At 73.9% G+C, this 18,107-nt stretch carries 16 protein-coding genes; 12 read left to right on the plus strand and 4 right to left on the minus strand.

Annotated elements, in window-relative coordinates; genetic code table 11:
- Nucleotides 1-204 precede the first annotated feature (204 nt).
- Genes ACIP84_RS31535 through ACIP84_RS31560 form a run of 6 tightly spaced genes read left to right on the plus strand, consistent with a single transcriptional unit; the run spans nt 205 to nt 7,403 of the window.
- Nucleotides 205-1,122, plus strand: coding sequence for a kinase (locus ACIP84_RS31535; protein ID WP_401802478.1), 918 nt, complete (start codon nt 205-207; stop codon nt 1,120-1,122).
- A 1-nt stretch (nt 1,123) separates the two neighbouring features.
- Entirely contained in the window at nt 1,124-2,248 is a 1,125-nt protein-coding gene (locus ACIP84_RS31540; RefSeq protein WP_401802481.1) for a PLP-dependent cysteine synthase family protein, read from the plus strand.
- A complete protein-coding gene (locus tag ACIP84_RS31545; protein WP_401802483.1) occupies nt 2,245-3,597 on the plus strand; it encodes an ATP-grasp domain-containing protein in 1,353 nt (450 codons plus the stop codon). The genes ACIP84_RS31540 and ACIP84_RS31545 overlap by 4 nt, the downstream gene beginning before the upstream one ends.
- A complete protein-coding gene (locus tag ACIP84_RS31550; protein WP_401802485.1) occupies nt 3,594-5,144 on the plus strand; it encodes an argininosuccinate lyase in 1,551 nt (516 codons plus the stop codon). Before ACIP84_RS31545 ends, ACIP84_RS31550 begins: the two co-directional genes overlap by 4 nt.
- Nucleotides 5,141-6,547, plus strand: a complete 1,407-nt coding sequence (locus tag ACIP84_RS31555; protein WP_401802488.1) for an MFS transporter — start codon at nt 5,141-5,143, stop codon at nt 6,545-6,547. The genes ACIP84_RS31550 and ACIP84_RS31555 overlap by 4 nt, the downstream gene beginning before the upstream one ends.
- A gap of 55 nt (nt 6,548-6,602) precedes the next feature.
- Nucleotides 6,603-7,403: a 4'-phosphopantetheinyl transferase family protein gene (locus ACIP84_RS31560; protein ID WP_401802490.1), complete on the plus strand. Its 801-nt coding sequence runs from the start codon at nt 6,603-6,605 to the stop codon at nt 7,401-7,403.
- A gap of 96 nt (nt 7,404-7,499) precedes the next feature.
- Here the strand turns inward: ACIP84_RS31560 and ACIP84_RS31565 are convergent, their stop codons facing one another.
- The 3 genes from ACIP84_RS31565 to ACIP84_RS31575 form a co-directional block, all read right to left on the minus strand.
- A complete protein-coding gene (locus ACIP84_RS31565; protein WP_401802493.1) occupies nt 7,500-7,973 on the minus strand; it encodes a hypothetical protein in 474 nt (157 codons plus the stop codon).
- Nucleotides 7,974-7,980: 7 nt separating this feature from the next.
- Entirely contained in the window at nt 7,981-8,235 is a 255-nt protein-coding gene (locus tag ACIP84_RS31570) for a hypothetical protein (RefSeq protein WP_355965044.1), read from the minus strand.
- An 88-nt stretch (nt 8,236-8,323) separates the two neighbouring features.
- Nucleotides 8,324-9,013, minus strand: coding sequence for a TetR/AcrR family transcriptional regulator (locus ACIP84_RS31575; protein WP_401802496.1), 690 nt, complete (start codon nt 9,011-9,013; stop codon nt 8,324-8,326).
- Nucleotides 9,014-9,148: 135 nt separating this feature from the next.
- Between ACIP84_RS31575 and ACIP84_RS31580 the strand changes: the two genes are divergently transcribed.
- The 5 genes from ACIP84_RS31580 to ACIP84_RS31600 all read left to right on the plus strand — a co-directional run bounded on the left by ACIP84_RS31580 (nt 9,149) and on the right by ACIP84_RS31600 (nt 16,075).
- Nucleotides 9,149-10,039, plus strand: a complete 891-nt coding sequence (locus tag ACIP84_RS31580; protein ID WP_401802498.1) for an MBL fold metallo-hydrolase — start codon at nt 9,149-9,151, stop codon at nt 10,037-10,039.
- A 41-nt stretch (nt 10,040-10,080) separates the two neighbouring features.
- Nucleotides 10,081-10,683 (plus strand): isochorismatase family protein, encoded by a 603-nt coding sequence (locus ACIP84_RS31585; RefSeq protein ID WP_401802501.1) that lies wholly within the window; start codon nt 10,081-10,083, stop codon nt 10,681-10,683.
- 239 nt (nt 10,684-10,922) lie between these two features.
- On the plus strand, nt 10,923-13,571 hold the full coding sequence (locus tag ACIP84_RS31590) for a YfhO family protein (RefSeq protein ID WP_401802503.1): 2,649 nt from the start codon (nt 10,923-10,925) through the stop codon (nt 13,569-13,571).
- Between the two features lie 140 nt (nt 13,572-13,711).
- On the plus strand, nt 13,712-14,677 hold the full coding sequence (locus ACIP84_RS31595; protein ID WP_355965036.1) for a glycosyltransferase family 2 protein: 966 nt from the start codon (nt 13,712-13,714) through the stop codon (nt 14,675-14,677).
- A gap of 3 nt (nt 14,678-14,680) precedes the next feature.
- Nucleotides 14,681-16,075 carry a polysialyltransferase family glycosyltransferase gene (locus ACIP84_RS31600; RefSeq protein ID WP_401802506.1) on the plus strand — a complete coding sequence of 465 codons (1,395 nt, stop codon included), beginning with the start codon at nt 14,681-14,683 and terminating at the stop codon, nt 16,073-16,075.
- Between the two features lie 96 nt (nt 16,076-16,171).
- Here ACIP84_RS31600 and ACIP84_RS31605 read toward each other — a convergent pair whose 3' ends face one another.
- The gene (locus ACIP84_RS31605) at nt 16,172-16,945 is read right to left on the minus strand and encodes a VOC family protein (RefSeq protein WP_355965032.1); all 774 of its coding nucleotides are present in this window, start codon (nt 16,943-16,945) and stop codon (nt 16,172-16,174) included.
- A 173-nt stretch (nt 16,946-17,118) separates the two neighbouring features.
- Here ACIP84_RS31605 and ACIP84_RS31610 point away from each other — a divergent pair, with 173 nt between their 5' ends.
- Nucleotides 17,119-17,946: a sulfurtransferase gene (locus tag ACIP84_RS31610; protein ID WP_401802509.1), complete on the plus strand. Its 828-nt coding sequence runs from the start codon at nt 17,119-17,121 to the stop codon at nt 17,944-17,946.
- The last annotated feature ends 161 nt before the right edge of the window (nt 17,947-18,107 follow it).

Consider the following 18,107-nt stretch of genomic DNA (forward strand, 5'->3'; position numbering starts at 1 on the left):
GGACGGCCAGGGGCCCGTACGGCAGCACCACCGCCGTACGGGCCCCGGCGCGTCCCCCCGTCGGCCGGCCGCGCGCCGAACTGCCCGCATACTGCCGCCCGACCAGCCGGATCCGGGGCTCCGCGCTGCCTAGCGTGTGGGTGTCCGCACGATCGGCCAGGCCCTGTGAGTGGTGCGGTCCGGCCCCCAGAGGAAGTCAAGGACATGGTGGATCATTCCGGTTGGCGGGTCGGCGTCGCCTCGGCCCCCATACATCACGGCGAAATTCTCCAGGGCGTCTTTCCGCACCAGGGCCAGCTCACCCGGGGACTGGTCACCCTGCCGTGCACCGTTTACACCACCCGGGCCTCGTTCATCCCCGCGCGGGGCGAGGAGCTGACCGTCTACCCGACGTGGAAGACCAAGGCGCGACGGGCCGCCCAGCTCACCGCCGAGGCCTGCCTCCCGTCCGGGGAGGGACCGGTCGGCGGGCACCTCGAACTCACCGGCGACGTGCCGCTCTGCCGCGGCTTCGGCTCCTCCACGAGCGACGTCCTGGCCGCGGTCTGGGCCGTACAGGACGCCCTGGTGTCCCCGCTGCCCCCCGAGGAGATCGCCAGGATCGCGGTACGGGCCGAGACCGCGTCCGACTCCCTGATGTTCAACGAGAGTTCGGTGCTGTTCGCGCAGCGCGAGGGCAAGGTCATCGAGGACTTCGGGTACCGCATGCCGGCCGTGCGGGTCCTCGGCTTCGGCTCGCGGCCCGAGAACGAGGGCAAGGGCGTCGACACGCTGGCCTTCCCGCCCGCCGATTACGGCAGCGCCGAACTCGAACTCTTCGCCGAACTCCAGGTGATGCTGCGCGAGGCCATCCACACCAAGGACGTCGCCCTCGTCGGCGCCGTCGCCACCGCAAGCACCGACATCAACCAGCGGCACCTGCCCATCCCCCGCCTCGACGGCCTGCGCTCCATCGTGCGCGAGACCGGCGCCCTCGGCATCCAGGCCGCGCACAGCGGGGACATCGCCGGGCTCCTCTACGACCGCGACGACCCCGAGGTCGAGGCCCGCACCGAGCACGCCCAGCGACTGCTGCACAACATCGGCATCCACGAGCAGTGGATCTTCACGACGGGTGACTGACATGACTACGACCACGATCGCGGGCGTCGGCAGGCTGCACGACTCGGTGGTGGACGCCACCGAACTGCCCCGCATCATCCAGGTGACCGACAACCTCTACGCGGCGGCCTTCAGCCTGATGAAGCTGCTGCCCGCGCGCTTCATCATCGACCGGGCCGAGGCCGCGGGCCTGCTGCGCCCCGGCAGCCGGGTCATCGAGACCTCCTCCGGCACCTTCGCGCTCGGCCTGGCGATGGTGTGCCGGCTGCGCGGCTACGACCTGACCATCGTCGGCGACTCCGCCATCGACCGCGACCTGCGCAACCGGCTGGAGATGCTGGGCGCCACCGTCGAGATCGTCGAGTACGCCGGGCAGAGCGGCGGCATCCAGGGTGCCCGCCTCGCCCGTGTCGAGGAGCTGCGCAGGCTCCACCCCGACAGCTTCGTGCCCGGCCAGTACGACAACCCCGACAACCCCGGCGCGTACGCCGTGGTCGCCGACCTCATCGGGGAGACCGTAGGCTCCGTGGACTGCCTGGTGGGCCCGGTCGGTTCCGGCGGCTCCACCGGCGGCCTCGCCGCCGCCCTGCGCCCCGCCGACCCGGCGCTGCACCTCGTCGGGGTGGACACCCACGGCTCGATCATCTTCGGCTCGCCCGACGGACCGCGCACCCTGCGCGGCCTCGGCAGCAGCATCCACCCGGGCAACGTGCGCCACAGCGCCTACGACGAGGTGCACTGGGTCACCGCCCCCGAGGCCTTCCACGCCACCCACGAACTCTTCCGCAACCACGGCCTGTTCATGGGCCCCACCAGCGGCGCCTCCTTCCAGGTCGCCTCCTGGTGGGCCGCGCGCAACCCGGACAGCAAGGTCGTCATGGTGCTGCCCGACGAGGGCTACCGCTACCAGTCCACCGTCTACCACGCCGAATGGCTGCGCGAGCAGGGCATCGAGCCGGCGCCGGCCCCCGGCGGCCCGGTCACCGTCGACCACCCGCTGGACGCCCCGTCCTCGTGGACCCGTCTCGTGTGGGCCCGCCGGGGCTTCGACGACGTGATGGCTCCGGAGGTCCCCGACCTCGTTGACGTGATGCCCCGCGAGGTCCACGACCTCGGCGACCTGACGACGCCGGAGGTCCGGTCGTGACCACCCCGCTGCTGCTCCTCGTCGAGTCCAACACCACGGGCACGGGACGCCAGTTCGCGGCTCGGGCCCGCGACCTCGGAGTCGTGCCCGTCCTGCTGAGCGCCGATCCGGCGCGCTACCCGTACGCCGCCGAGGACGGGCTGCGCACCGTCGTCGTGGACACCGCGGACGACGACGCCCTGTGGTTCGCCGTGACCGGCCTCGCCGCCGCCGCGCCGGTCGCAGGGGTGCTCTCCAGCTCCGAGTACTACGTCGCCACCGCCGCCGGACTCGCCGCGCGACTCGGACTTCCCGGCCCGTCCGCCGACGCCGTCCGCGCCTGCCGCGACAAGGTCGCGCAGCGCCGCACCCTGGCCGAGGCCGGGGTGCCCGTGCCCCGCTTCTCGGCCGTCGGCGACGTCGCCGAGGCGATCGCCGCCGCCCAGTGGCTCGGCGGCCCGGTCGTCGTCAAGCCGGTGCAGGGGTCGGGGAGCCTGGGCGTACGCCTGTGCCGCGACCGTGACGAGGTGGCCGACCACGCGAAGGGCCTGCTGGCCGCCACCGTCAACGAACGCGGTCTCCGCACCCCGGGCGTGGTCCTCGTCGAGCAGTACCTGACCGGGCGCGAGTTCTCGGTGGAGGTCTTCGGCGAGGAGGCCGTCGTCACGGTCGCCAAACACGTCGGCGCGCCCCCGGTGTTCGTCGAGACGGGACACGACGTGCCCGCCGTCCTGCCTGCCGCGCAGGCCGATGCGCTCGTCGACACGGCCGTACGCGCCGTCGAGGCGCTCGGCCTGGGCTGGGGCGCGGCACACGTCGAGCTGCGGCTCGACGGGGACGTCGCCCGCGTCATCGAGGTCAACCCCCGGCTGGCCGGCGGCATGATCCCCGAGCTCGTGCGCCGGGCGCGCGGCGTCGACCTGGTCGGCGCCCAGGTGCGGGCGGCGCTCGGCGAGAGCGTCGACCTCACCGGTACGCCGGACGCCGCGGGCGCGGCCTCGATCCGCTTCCTGACGGCCGGCACCGACAGCGTCCTCGTGGATGTCCCCGCAGCCGAGGCGGCGGCCCGCGCCGTGCCCGGTGTCGTCGACACCGCCCTCTACCGCCCGGCCGGAACCACGGTCGTACCGGCCGAGGACTTCCGGGGACGGGTGGGCCATGTGATCGCGGCCGGTGGCGCTCCGGAGGAGTCGGCCGAGGCCGCCGAGACCGCGCTCACGCTGGGACTGGCCAGAGCGCTGACGCCGGTGACTCCCGCGACGACGGTGACTCCCGCGCCGCCGGTCACCCCTGCGCCGCCGGTGGCTCCGGTGACGGCAGAGACTCCGGTGACGGCGGGCGTGCCCGTGAGGGAGGCGGTGCCGGCATGAGCGCCGCACAGGAGGCGGGCGTCCACACCGGGCGGCTCCGCACCGGGCTCGACCCACGGGCCCACCGCATCGTCTACGACCAGTACCGCACCGACGAAGGCGACCCGGTCGGCGACGAACTGCGGCTGATCAGCGAGGTCGACCGGGCCCATCTGGTGATGCTCGCCGAACGCGGCATCGTCGACGCGAGCCGCGCCGCCGCCCTCCTCGACACCGTCGACGCCCTGCGCGCCGAGGACTTCGCCCCCGTACGGGCCCGCCCCATGCCGCGCGGTCTGTACCTGGCATACGAGGGCTGGCTCGTAGGCCGGCTCGGCCAGGAGACCGGCGGGGTGCTGCACACCGGGCGCTCCCGCAACGACCTCAACGCCACCACCGTACGACTGAAGGTGCGCGGTCCCTACGGCCGGCTCCTGGACGAGGTGGCCGAGCTGGCACGGGTCCTGCTCGACAAGGGGGAGGAGTACCGGGACGTCACCATGCCCGCGTACACCCACGGCCAGCCGGCCGTGCCCATCAGCTACGGCCACTATCTGACCGGGGTCGCGGGCGGCGTGCTGCGCTCGCTCGCCGGACTGCTCGACGCCGGGCGGGAGATCGACGTCAATCCGCTGGGCGCGGGAGCCGTCGGCGGCACCTCCGTCCCGGTGGACCCGGCCCGTACCGCGGACCTCCTCGGCTTCACCGCCGCCGTGCCCAACTCGGTCGACGCGGTCGCGTCGCGCGACTTCGCGCTGCGCATGCTCTCCGCCGCCGCCGTCCTCGGCGTCCTCATGGCCCGGGTGGCCCGCGACCTGACCTGGTGGACGACCGAGGAGTTCGGGCTGCTCCGGATGGCCGACGACCTGGTCGGCTCCAGCTCGATGATGCCGCAGAAGCGCAACCCCTTCCTGCTCGAACACATCCAGGGCCGCTCGACCGCCGCCCTCGCCGGCTTCACCGGCGCCGCGGCGGCCATGTCCACCGCCGGCTACACCAACGCCATCGCCGTCGGCACCGAGGCCGCCCGCCATCTGTGGCCCGGTCTCGCCGACACCACCCAGGCGGTGACGCTGCTCCGGCTCGTCGTCGACGGGGCGGAACCCGACCGCGACCGGATGCGCGACCGCGCCCGGGAGGGCTTCACCTCGGCGACCTACCTCGCCGAACGCCTCGTCGTCGACGGCATCCCCTTCCGCACCGCCCACCACCTGGTCGGCGAGACCGTCCTCGGCGCCCTCGACAGCGGTACACCGCTGTCCGAGGCGGCCCGCGCCCAACCCGACGTGGCCGCGGCCGCCGCCGGATACCCCGCCGACTGGCTCGACCCGGAGACCGTGGCCGCCGCCTGCGCCCACGGCGGTGGGCCCGGCGGCACCGGACCCGCCGAGGCCCTGGCCCGGGCGCGGACCGAACTCGCCGCCCTCACCGCCGAGTCGGATGCCCGCCGTGCCCGCTGGGCCGACGCCGCCGAGCGCCTGTCGGCCGAAGCCGCCAAGGTGGTGGCCGTCTCGTCCGACGGCGTGCCGCCCGACGCGGCCTCAGCCAGGGCGGTGGTCGCCCGATGAACGCGGGGCGCCGGGGCGGGCTGCTGCGGCAGCGCGACTTCCGGCTCCTGTGGGCGGGGGAGACCACCAGTCGCTTCGGAAGCAACATCACCGGTGTCGCCATGCCGCTGGTGGCCGTGGTCACCCTCGACGCGAGCACCTTCTGGGTGAGCGCCCTGGCCGCGGCCGCCTGGCTGCCCTGGCTCTTCCTCGGGCTGCCCGCGGGCGCCTGGGTGGACCGGCTGCCGCGCCGTCCGCTGATGGTGGCCTGCAACGTGGGCTCCCTGCTGCTCCTGCTCAGCGTGCCGGCCGCCGCCTGGCTCGACGTGCTGACCATGACCCAGCTGCTCGCGGTCGCCCTGCTCACCGGGGTCGCGAACGTCTTCTTCTCCATCGCCTACCGGGTGTACGTGCCGTTCGTCGTCCCCCGCGAGCACCTCACCGAGGCCAACGCCAAGCTCCAGGGCAGCGAATCGGCCGCGCAGCTCGCCGGGCTCGGCGGCGGGGGTGCCCTGGCGGGCGCGTTCGGAGCGGTCGCCGGACTCGTCGCCAACGCCGCGACCTTCCTGGTCGCCACCCTGTGCCTGCTCGGCATCCGTGCCGAGGAGCCGGTGCCGGAGCGACCCGAGCGGCCCCAGGCCCTGCGCAAGGACGTCACCGAGGGGCTGCGGCACACCGTGCGCGACCCCTATCTGCGCGTCCTGACCACGTACGGCACCGTCACCAACCTGCTGCTCACCGGCTACCAGGCCATCCTCACCGTCTTCCTCGTGCGGGAACTCCACGTCGGCGAGGCCATGGTGGGCTGGCTCCTGGCCGGCAGCAGCGTGGGCGGACTGCTCGGCGCCGTCGTCGCCACCCCCATGGCGCGCCGCTTCGGCACCGCCCGCGGCATGCTGCTCTGCAAGTTCGCCACGGCCCCGTTCGGGCTGCTCATCCCGCTGGCCGAACCGGGCTGGCGGGTCGTGCTGTTGCCCGTCGGCGGTGCCATGCTCGCCCTGGGCGTCGTGTCCGCCAACGTCATCCAGGGCGCGTTCCGCCAGCAGTACTGCCCGCCGCAGCTGCTCGGCCGGGTCACGGCGAGCGTCTCCGTGGCCAACTTCGGCGCCATTCCGATCGGTTCGCTGCTCGGCGGAGTGCTCGGCGGGGTGCTCGGACTGCGCCCCGCGCTGTGGCTGCTCACCGCCGGCCTCGCGGTCAGCTCCGCACTGCTGCTCGCCGGCCCCCTGCGGGCCCGCAGGGACCTGCCCACCGAACCGCCGACAGAGCCCGCCCCACCATCCGTCCCACGCCCCGCCCGACCGTCCGCCGAGTCCGCCGAGCCGGGAGATGCACCCGATCCGGGGGATGCACCCGAGCCGGGGGACCCGCCCGAGGCGGGCGATCGGCCGGCCCTCCGGTACGCCGTTCCCGAACAAGGCTGATCCGTCCCGACGGCCACCCGCGTCCGCGCATCCGTCATCGAACAGGAGGGGTCCCGTGAGTGATCCCAGAAGCGGTCCCTGGAGTTCCGCGAGCGGCACCCTGCTGCTCGCCCCCCTGCCACCGCCGCGTGCCCTGCCGCGACCAGGTTCCCTCGACCTGTGGCTGCTCAGGGTCTCCGACGCCCGGGGCACCGGCCTCGACGCCGGTGTCCTGGACGCCACCGAGCGGCAGCGCGCCGCGGGCCTGGCGCACGCGGAGGACCGGGTCCGCTTCACCGCCGCCCATCTGGCACTGCGCCGGCTGCTCGGCACGTACCTCGACACGCTTCCGCAGGACATCCGCTACGGCAGGGAGACCTGCCCCTGCTGCTGCGGCCCGCACGGGCGGCCGACCGTCCTGGGCGCCTCGCGCGGGCTGCACTTCTCGCTCTCCCACCGCGGGGACCTCGTCCTCGTCGGGACGGCGGTGGCGCCCATCGGGGTGGACGTCGACCTGGTCGCCGACCCGGGCGGCGCCGCGGAACTCGCCGCCATGCTGCACCCCGCCGAACAGCGCGAGATCGAGGCGCTGCCACCCCCGCGCCGCCCCAGGGCGCTGGCCCGGCTGTGGACCCGCAAGGAGGCCTACCTCAAGGGGCTCGGCACCGGTCTCGGCCGTGACCCCGCGGCCGACTACGTGGGCTCGGGCAGCCCCGACGGAACGCTGCCGCCCGCGGGCTGGACCCTGCTCGACATCCCCGTCGACCGCGGCTACGCGGCGGCGGTGGCCGTCCACGGCGAACTGACCACGCCGTCGCCCCGGGTGAACCGCCTGTCGGAGCGGGACATCAGGGGAGACCCGCCGAGCCGCGCGTGAGCGGCCGCGGCCCCGACACACGCGGAAGGTCCCCGGACAGATCGTCCGGGGACCTTCCGCGTATCGCCCGACAGCCGATGACCGGTCGACCTGAGGTCAGCCGGCCACCGCGATCCACTCGTCGAGCTGCTCCTGCGTGGTGGCCGGATCGGCCACCAGCTCGGCCAGCCCGTCGCCGGCGTGATGGCGGGTCGAGACCGCGGGGCAGCGCGCGCACGCGGCCACCCCGGTCTGCTTCCACCACTGGCACCGCGCCCTGAGGTGACACCGCGGGACGGGACCGTCCTCCTGCGCCGCGGGCCGGGAGAGCACCCGCTCGACGAGCGTGCAGTCGCCGCCCCTGCGGTTGACGCAGTCGCTGACACAGTGCGACGCGAACCGCAGGACGCGTCGCGGCTCGACGCCCTCCGGCACCTCGCCGAGCACCTCGGCCGCCGGTACGGGATCGGCCAGGTACACCACACGCCCGTCCTGCCCGGACCGCACGCCCAGGACGACGGACTCCGGCGCGTGCGCCTCTCCGCTGGGGCACCAGGTCTGCGAGGAGCCGTCCTCGCCCACGGTGGTCACCTCGGCCTCAGCAGGTGCCGGACCGGGTGCCGGCGACCATCGTCACCCGGCCGCCGACGCTCTGGCTCAGCCCCTGCTCCCCGGCCTGCTCCTCCTGGGCGACCGCGAGCCGGATGCTGTCCTTGAGCTGGGCGGCCGAGGTGATGCGCTCGGCCGGGCCGGTCTCCGACGCGCTCGCCGCACCGGCACCGGCGACGACGAGCCCCGCGGCCAGCAACGCGGCGGCACCGGCCGCGGCCACCTTACGAGTGGGGTTCTCCATGGCGTACTCCTCCTCCTGGTATGGGAGTTGCGAGCGTAGGCCGGTGGAGAGCCATGGCCGGAACTTTGCGGCGGCAGTCGACCGGCGGTTACGTCTCCGAGGGCGGGACCTGCGGGAGGAGCGCGTCGGCCAGCTGGTCGAGGGCGGCCGCACTCGGCGTGGCCGTTCCCGTGAGGGTGCCGACGAGAGCCTGGGCGAGGACGGTCGCCGTGCCGATCCGGCCGTCCTCGCGCTCGTCGCCCGTGACCTTCCCGATCACCGCGTCCCGTACCGCCGGAGAGGTGTCGGAGTCCCCGAACAGGTCCGGGAACGACAGCGCCATCATGCACACGCCCACGTTGGCGGAGAGGATCGAGCGCCCCGCGAGCTCCGGGGCCGTCCGGAGCCGCCCGGCGTCACGGCAGCGTTCCACCGCCTTCAGGAGGATCGCCTGCGCCTCCTTGACGGCCCCCGGCTTGGCGTCGCCGGTCGGCGTGAACATCAGCCGGTAGAGGTGCGGGTTGCGCAGCGCGAAGGCGACATGGCTGTCCCAGGCCGTCCGCAGGTCCGCCACCGGATCGTCGGTGAGCGGGTTCTTGCGCTTCTCGGCCAGGAAGCGCTCGAAGCCGACGTCGGCGACCGCCGTGAGCAGGCCCTGCTTGTCGCCGAACTGCCGGTAGATCTCGGGCATGCCGACCTTCGCCCGGTCGCAGATGGCGCGGGTCGAGATCGCGAGGGCGTCCTTGGTGGCCAGGAGTTCCTCGGTGGCTTCCAGGATGCGCGCGCGTGCGGTCGACATGCCTCCCACGATAACAGCGCTAACACCGAGCTGTAACCGTTGATTACGAGCTGTGTTAGCGTTGAAAACAGTTCGGGGGGTCGGCGCCGCCTCCGTGCCGTCCGACCGTTCGCAACGAGAGAGCTGGTGTTCCCCATGAACCGTTCGACGTTCCGCCGCGCCGCCGCAGGGGCCGTGGCGGCCACCGCGGGCGTGAGCCTCCTCGCCGCCTGCGGCGGCGGGAACGAGGACGCGGCCGACGCCGCACGGCCGTTCACCGCCACGCACGTCGGAGGGCCGACGACGATCCTGGAGATCGGCGGCCTGCGCATCCTGCTCGACCCGACCTTCGACGCGCCGAAGAAGTACAGGAGCGGCCTGGAGAAGCTCCGGGCACCCGCCTTCGGCGTCGACGAGCTCGGCACGATCGACGCCGTCCTGCTCTCGCACGACCAGCACGACGACAACCTCGACGACGCGGGCCGCGCCCTGCTCGACGACGTGCCCGTCGTGCTCTCCACGCCCGGGGCGCGAAAGCGTCTCGGCGACCACGTCACCGCCCTGAAGAGATGGGAGTCCCAGGAGCTGAAGACCGCCGGCGGCACCGTCGAGGTCACCGCCGTGCCCGCCCTGCACGGTCCCGACGGTGTCGACCGCGGCGCGGACGGCGAGGTCACCGGCTTCGTCCTCAGCGGCAAGGACGTCCCCACCACCTACGTCTCCGGAGACAACGCCTCGGTCGAGGTCGCCCAGGAGGTCGGCGACCGGGTCGAGAAGGACATCGGCCCCATCGACACCGTCGTCCTCTTCGCCGGAGCCGCCCGCACCCCCGCGATCCTCGACAACGCGCCCCTCACCCTGACCTCCGCGAACGCCGCCCTCGTGGCGAAGACCCTCGCCCCGCGCAAGGTCGTGCCGGTGCACACCGACAGCTGGAACATCTACTCCGAGGACATGCGGTCCCTCGTGACGGCCTTCGAGGACCAGGGGATCGAGGACACCCTCGTCGACCTCGCGCCGGACGGCACCCCGAAGAACCTCTCCTAGAACGCGATCACCCCTCCGCACCCCTGACGAAAGGAACCGCCATGACCGCCTCCACCACCCTCCGTGATGTGATCGGCCTTCCCCAGGACCTGCCCCGCCTGGGCGAGTCGGCGCTGATCATGATCGACTTCCAGAACACCTACCGCACCGGCGTCATGCGGCTCGACGAGGCCGAGCAGGCCGTGGCCGCCGGCGCGCGTCTGCTCGCCGCCGCCCGCGCCGCGGGGGCGCCCGTCGTGCACGTCGTCAACGACGGCGGCGAGGGCACTCCTTACGACATCCGGACCGAGATCGGTGCGATCAGCGACGAGGTCGCCCCGATCGAGGGCGAGAAGGTCGTCGTCAAGCAGTTCCCCGACGCCTTCCACGCCACCGACCTCGAAGCGACCCTGAAGGACCTCGGCGTCACCGGCGACCTGGTCATCGCCGGGTTCATGACGCACATGTGCGTCCTCTTCACCGCGCAGGGCGCCTTCAACCGCGGCTACCGCCCGACCGTGGTCGCCGAGGCCACCGCGACGCGCTCCCTCGACGCCCCCGACGGCACCGTCACGGCGGCGGAGGCGCTCCAGGCCGCGAGCCTGACGACGGTCACCGACCTCTTCGGCACGGTCGCCCGCACGGTCGACGAGCTCGTCGCGTAACGGGTTCTCCCGGTCGGCGGTGGCGCCGCCGTCCGGCCCCCGTCCGGCGGCCCCGTCCTGCGCCCCCCGTCCGGCGACGGCTGCCGCCCCGGGCCTGCCCGTGACACCGGGAGTTCACCCGAGGTGTGCCGGAACACCGCCTGATGATCGGTCACGGGTCGCCCGGCTCGGCGGTAATGGCGGTCGGCCCGTGACGGATCATCCGGGCGCTCCTGTTCCGTACGCCCCCTGGAGGACGTGTGCCCCCCGTCGCCGAGACCGTGCTCGACGAGGTCGACGGCGAGGAGGGGACGGGCGGCCCGAAGCTCACCTCCGGCTCCCCACGGCGCCGGCTGCGCTCCCCGGCCGTCGCCGGGCCGCTCTCGGCCGCCCTGCTCACCGCCGTCCTGCTCGCCCTCGCCACGCGGCTCTCGCGCGGCTACCCCTTCGGCCCGGTGACCAGGAACATCGTCGACCTGGGTCAGCAGTACCTGCCGTTCCACGCGTACTGGCGCTCGTTCCTCCGCGGCGAGACCCACGGAGACGCCTTCCTCAACTGGAACTCGGGCTTCGGCGCCAACTTCCTCGGTGACATCGGCACCTATCTGAGCAGCCCCTTCGACCTGCTCGTCGTCCTCTTCCCGGCGGACCGCATCGAACTCGCCCTGTACGTCGTCACCGCCGTCAAGATCACCGCGGCCGGGGCGGCGATGGCGCTGCTGCTCCTGCGGACGCGCCCCGGTCCCTGGCCGGTCGCCGCCGTGCTCGGCAGCGCGTACGCCCTCTCGGGCTGGACCTTCGAATTCGGTGCCACCGTCCCGATGTGGCTCGACGGCCTCGTCGCCTTCCCGCTGCTCTGCCTGGTCGGCGAGTGGGCCCGCACCGGGCGCCGCCCCGTCCTCGGCCCCGTCGTGGTCGCCCTGGCCTGGACCGCCAACTTCTACACGGCGTACATGGCCACCCTCGGCGCCGCCGTCGTCCTGCTCGTACGGCTCCTCACCGCCGAGGAGACGGCCGGCGCACGGCAGCGCCTCGCGGCCGCGCTGCGAGCCGCACGGGGCGTCCTCATCGGCATCGGCCTCGCCGCACCGCTCGTCGTGGTCGTCTTCCTCGGCACCAAGGTCGCCGACCCCACTCCCGAGGCCACCTTCGCCCCCGCCGCCTGGGTGGAGGTCCTCGCCAGGTTCCTGCCGGCCACCGCGAGCCTCGCGAGCCCCGCCCTCTTCATCGGTACGCCTGCGCTCGCGCTCGCCCTCACCCTGCCCTTCAACGGGGCCGTCGCCCCGCGCGTCAGGGCCGGCTGGTCGGCCGCGGTCGTCCTGGTGACGCTCTCCCTCCAGTGGGAGCCGACCCATCTGCTCTGGCACGCGGGCGCCTCGCCCAACGGCGGCCCGTACCGGCAGACCTTCGTCCTGTGCGGGCTGCTGATCGTCGCCGGCTGGTTCTCGGCCGCCCGTGGCGTGCCGCGCCCGACCGCGCTCCTCGCGGCCGGCGCTCTGGTCGGGCTCCTTGCGTGGGCGGCCCACGGCAGCATCGACATCGACCGCTGGACCTACCCGGCCTTCGGCGTGGCCGCCGCCCTCGTGCTCGCCGCGGCCCTGGTGGCCCTCCTGCACAGCCGCAGGACGCCGGCGGGCGAACCACCGGCACCCGCCTCTCCCGCACCCGCCGCACCCGCCGCAGCCTCTCCCGCGCGCGCCCTGGCCACCGCGCGCCTCCTGCCCGTCCTCGCCGTCGTGCTCCTCGTCGCCGCGCAGGCCGGCGAGGCGGCCGTCACCGGGAAGCGGATCGCGGAGCAGCAGCGCGACGAGGTCGCCTGGTCGCCCCGGATCGGCCCCTGGCACACCGCCGTGGCCGACGAGGTGGCCCGCGCGGACGCCTGGCCGAAGCACCGGACGGAACCCGGAGAGGTCCCCGGCGGCAACGACGTCCTGATCGTCGGCGGCCAGGGTGCCGACTACTACAGCAGCCTCACCGCCGAGGTGACCTCCCGCACCCTCGCCTCCCTGGGCTTCGGCCACTACGCCAAGGGCCGCCACCCCGTCACCCTCGACAACCCGGTCACCGACGCCCTGTTCTCCATCGGCACCCGGGTCCGCTCGGTGCCCACCGAACCGGTACGCCAGGACGCGCTGCCCCGGGCGACGGTGACCGTCGCCACCACGCCCGTCCCGCCGCTGGTCACCGTCCGCCCGGCGAAGCGGCCGGCCACCCACCCCGGGGACTCCGCGTTCGCCGAGCAGGAACGGCTCCTCGGCGCCGACGTGTACGAGCTGCCGGAGGTCGACCGTGCCGGACGGACCGTCAGCACGCGCTGCCCGGCGGGCTCCCAGGCCTGGTTCTGGGCCCCCGAGTACCGCGGCGGCGCGACCCTCGCGGGGGAGCCGCGCGTGGACTTCGAGGGCAGGCCGCCCGCCGTCCGGGCCCCCATGCGGGCCCTCGGCACGGTGCCCGGGTCCGGCGAGGTACGGATCGAGCTGAGCCCCGAGCGCACGATCCGGCTGCCCCGTCAGCCGGTCGGCTGCCTGGTCCAGGCCCGGCTCGACTCCGCCGTGCGGCAGCTGACCGCCACCGGGGCCACCGAGGTGCGCGCCACCGGACACACCGTCACGGCCGAACTGCCCCCGGGCAGCACCGGGACCGCGGTGCTCGCCGCGCCCCGGATCTCCGGCTGGCGCTGTGCCGCCGGTGACGCGGAGCCGCGCCCCGCGCGCGCGTACCGGGGTCTCGTCGCGATCCCGCTCGACGGCCGGGCGAACACGGTCACCTGCTCCTTCCGCCCGCCGGGGCTCAAGCTCGGCGGCGCCGTCGGCCTGACCGCCCTCCTCGCCCTGGTCGCGACGGGGTTCCTGCACCGATGGTCCGGGCGGCGAGCGGAACGGCCGGCCGACGGACCGGCCGTCGCGTGAGACAGCTCTGGCGCGGTTTCCACGGGGGATGCCAAGAGTTCACCCGGAGTGCACGCGCGGATCGTTCGCCCGGAAAAGTGGAGCGTTACCGTACCCGCCGTAGCGGCGTTTAACTGTTCGATTCAGTATGGGGTTTCCGAGTGCCGAAACTGTCCGTCGTCGTACCGTTCCACAATGTCGGGGCCTATGCGCCCGACACCCTGCGCAGTCTCGCGAACAACGCGGATCCGGAATTCGAGTTCCTGCTGATCGACGACTGCTCGACGGACGACACCCCGGAAATCCTCGACCGGTGGCGCGACCGGCTGCCGAACGCGAAGGTCATCCGGCACGAGACGAACAGCGGTGTCGCCCAGGCGCGGAACACGGGAATCGACGCCGCGCGCGGGGACCACATCACCTTCCTCGACGGCGACGACTGGTACGCGCCCGGCCACCTGAAGGCCATGGTGGCCGGGATCGAGCGCCTGGGCTGCGACTTCGCCCGTACCGACCACGTCCTCTCGGAAGGCCGCAAGCGGAACATCCGCTATGCCCCCGCCAAACGCCGCGACACCGTGATGGACCCCCGTGACGGAATCTCGCCCGCCAGCATGGTGACGATGGTGGACTATCCCTTCGTCCCCTTCGGAATCTACAGCTCCCGTCTCTTCCAGAACGGCGGATCCCGTTTCGAGACGTCCCTGAGAACGGCCGAGGACCGCCTCTGGGTCTGGCGCCTCCACCTCAAAGCGCGCACCTTCGCCGCGCTTTCCCTGCACGGTGTCTTCTACCGCCGGGGCGTCACGACCTCGCTCACCCAGATCACCGACAACCGACAGCTGGACTTCATTCCGTCGTACGACACCCTGCTCGCCGACGTCTCCCGGGACGCGGAGGCGGACCGGTTCCTCCCGAAGGCGGTCCGCACCTACTGCGCGATGATCGCCTTCCACATGGGAAAGGTCGGCACGTACGAGCCCGCCGTCGCGGAGCGGCTCCGCGTCGACGTGCGCGACGCGCTGCAGCGGATGCCGCAGCAGGTTCTCGAAGAGACGCTCTCCACCATGGACACCCCCCGCAGCACCCTTCTCCGGAGCCTGCGCGACACCGTAAGGACCGCCTGACCCATGGCCCCCGCCCCCGCCGCCGACCAGGCACCGGCGCTCGACCCGGCCTCCGACGGCCGCCCGGTCCAGATCTTCCAGGTGTCCACCCTGTACGGCGCCGCCACCCTCGCGGCCTCGCTGGACGCAGGCCAGTTCGGCACCCGCGCGGACCACCGCCGGCTCCTGCTGGTCTCGCGCAACGCCGAGATCCCGGAGACCGCGCCGCGCATGGAGACGATGACCGGCTACGAGCGGATCGCCGCCCGTTTCGACGGCGTCCTCGACTGGAACGAGACGATCCACCCGTACCACCCGGCCGCCTGGGCCCCCCGGCCCGAGGACGCCCCGCTCTGGCAGCGCGTGATGCGCACCGCGTGGGACCTCGGCACCGCCCCGGTGGAGCTGATCGTCGAATCCATCCAGGTCAACCCCGCCAAGGCACTGGCCGGCTGCTTCCCCGAGAGCGCCCTCCACGTCTACGCGGACGGCCTGATGAGCTACGGCCCGACCCGCAACGACCTCGCGCAGTCGATCGCCTGCCGCATCCGGCGGGTCCTCCACCTCGACCTGGTGCCGGGCCTGCGCCCCCTCCTCCTGAGCGAGTACGGCGTGGAGCCGGAGCTCGTCCCCGACGACGCGTTCCGCGCGGTCCTCGCCGAGATCGCCGAAGAGGCGGCCGACGACCCCGAGATCGTCCGGGCGGCCGCCGCCGAGCCCACGGCACTGATGCTCGGCCAGTACCTCGCCGCGCTCAACCTCCTCACCGCCGAGGAGGAGGAAGAGCTGCACGTACGGATGCTCCGCGGCGTCACGGCCGCCGGCCACCGCTCGGTGGTCTTCAAGCCGCACCCGTCCGCGCCCGCCGGTTACTCCACGGCGCTCCGGGAGGAGGCGGAGCGGTCCGGCGTACGGCTCACCGTCCTCGACGGACCGCTGCTCGCCGAGACCTTCTACGAGCGGTGCAGGCCCCGGCTCGTCGTCGGCTGCTTCTCGACCGCGATGTTCACCGCCGCCGTCTACTACGGCGTCCCCCTCGCGCGCGTGGGCACGGCCGAGGTCCTCGAACGACTCACGCCCTTCGAGAACAGCAACCGGATCCCGCTCACCGTCGTCGACCACCTGGTCCCGGACCTGGAGCAGGGCGAGGAGCCCGCTGTGCCCGGAGCGGCGCCGGACTCGCTCACTCCGCTCGTCCGCGCCGTCGGCTACTGCATGCGGCACAAGAGTCACCCCGGGATGCGCGAGGAGGCCGCCCGCTTCCTGGCCGAGCACCACGCCGACCCCGGGATCGCACACCACTTCGACGGGGAGCGGCTGACCCGGCTCGGTCTCCCGGGCGGCACGGAGACGCCGGCGCAGAGCGGCGGCATGCCGTCACGGCTCCGCCGGAGTCTCGTACGGTCCCGACGGGGCTGATCTCCGGCCGACCCGGTCCCGTCCGACAGGGCTGATCCGGCCGGTCCACCGGTGCGGGGCCGCCGCGTCATCTGTGCGGGCGGCGGCCTCCGCGGCTCATGCCCCGGGGGACCTGACGAGGGTGAAGACCGCGCCCTCCGGGTCCGTCACCAGGGCCGACCGCCCCGCCGTGGCATCGCGCGGCGGGCGCAGCACATGACCGCCGAGCCGCAGGACGAGCCGGGCGGCGGCATCGGTGTCGGCGACCTCGAAGTACGTCATCCAGTGCGGGCCCCGGTCCCGGGGCAGCGCGTTGCCGACGCCGTGCAGCGACGCCACCGGGCGTCCGTCCACCAGGAGCGTGGCGTAGTCGTGGTCGGCGGAGACGACCGGCTCCACCTCGAAGCCGAAGACCGTCCGGTAGAACTTGCCGACCGAGGACGTCTCGAAGGTGAGGAGCTCGTTCCACACGGGGGTCCCGGGCGGTCCCGCCGTCGCCGTGCCGTGGTGCGCCTCCGCCTGCCAGACACCGAAGACCGCACCCACCGGGTCGGAGCAGACCGCCATCCGGCCGGCCTCGCCCGCGTCCAGCGGGCCGACGGCCACGGTGCCCCCGCAGCAGCGGATGCTCTCGGCGGTCTCGTCGGCGTCGGCGGTGGCCAGATAGGGGGTCCAGGCGATCGGAAGGTGGCGGTCGGGCGGCAGCTGGCCGATGCCCGCCACCTCCTTGCCGTCGAGCAGCGCGCGCACGTACGGGCCGAGATGCTGCGGACCGGGTTCGAACTCCCAGTCGAAGAGTGCGTGGTAGAACTCCTGCGTGGCGTCTAGCCCGTGCACCATCAGGCTCACCCAGCAGGGTGTGCCGGGTGAGCGCCGAGTCGCCTCGGTCATCGTGACTCTCTCCTCGGACCATCGTCGTGCCCGTGTCCCCGTCCGATGGTGTCACCGACGGGGCCGTGACGCGCCCCGGTCGCACCAAAGAGTGGCTCGAACCCGCCGCGACGACGCGGGGAGGACGCCGGGTTCGCCCCCCGCGGCCGTGCGGCTGCGCGAGGATGGCACCCATGAACCCCATCATCGTCGTAAGCGAACTGCTGAGCGAGTCGGCCGGGGCCCGGCCGCCGGTTCTCCTGGACGTCCGCTGGACGCTGGGCGGCCCGCCCGGACGCCCGGCGTACGAGGCCGGACACCTCCCCGGCGCGGTCTACGTCGACCTGGACACGGAACTGGCGGGCGCGCCCGGCACCGGCGGACGCCACCCGCTGCCCGACCCGGAGGCCTTCGGGGCCGCGATGCGCCGGGCGGGTGTCTCCACGGACACCCCGGTCGTCGTCTACGACGGCGGCCTCGGCTGGGCCGCGGCCCGCGCCTGGTGGCTGCTCCGCTGGGCCGGCCACCCGGACGTCCGGGTCCTGGACGGCGGTCTCGCGGCCTGGACGGGGGAGCTCACGGAGAAGGTGCCCACCCCGGAGCCGGGCGACTTCCGGCCACGGCCGGGCGGGCTCGGGCTGCTCGACGCCGACGGGGCGGCGGCGCTCGCCCGCGAGGGGCTGCTCCTGGACGCGCGGGCCGCCGAGCGGTACCGCGGGGACGTGGAGCCGATCGACCGGGTCGGCGGGCACATCCCGGGCGCGGTCTCGGCCCCGACGACGGAGAACGTGGACGCGGAGGGGCGTTTCCTGGGCGCCGACACCCTGCGGGACCGTTTCACCTCGCTCGGCGCCGCCGAGGGGACTCCGGTCGCGGTCTACTGCGGCTCGGGCGTCTCCGGCGCGCACGAGGTCCTCGCCCTGGAGATCGCGGGCATCCCGGCCGCGCTCTACGCGGGCTCGTGGTCCGAGTGGTCCGCCGATCCCGCCCGTCCGGTGGCCACGGGCCCGGACCCGCGGTAGCCCTCGGCCCACGGAACCGCCCGTCAGCACACGGGACCCGCGACAGGCCTCCGCACCCGGAACCGGCGGGTCCTCCCCGCCCGGGCCCTCCGGCCACGGGGGCGTCCGGCCACGGGGGTCCCCGCCCACGGAAGAGGGCCCGCGCCGGTCCGGCGCGGGCC

Origin of the sequence: Streptomyces sp. NPDC088707, assembly GCF_044752725.1 — a bacterium.
In the GTDB taxonomy this organism is placed as follows: domain Bacteria; phylum Actinomycetota; class Actinomycetes; order Streptomycetales; family Streptomycetaceae; genus Streptomyces.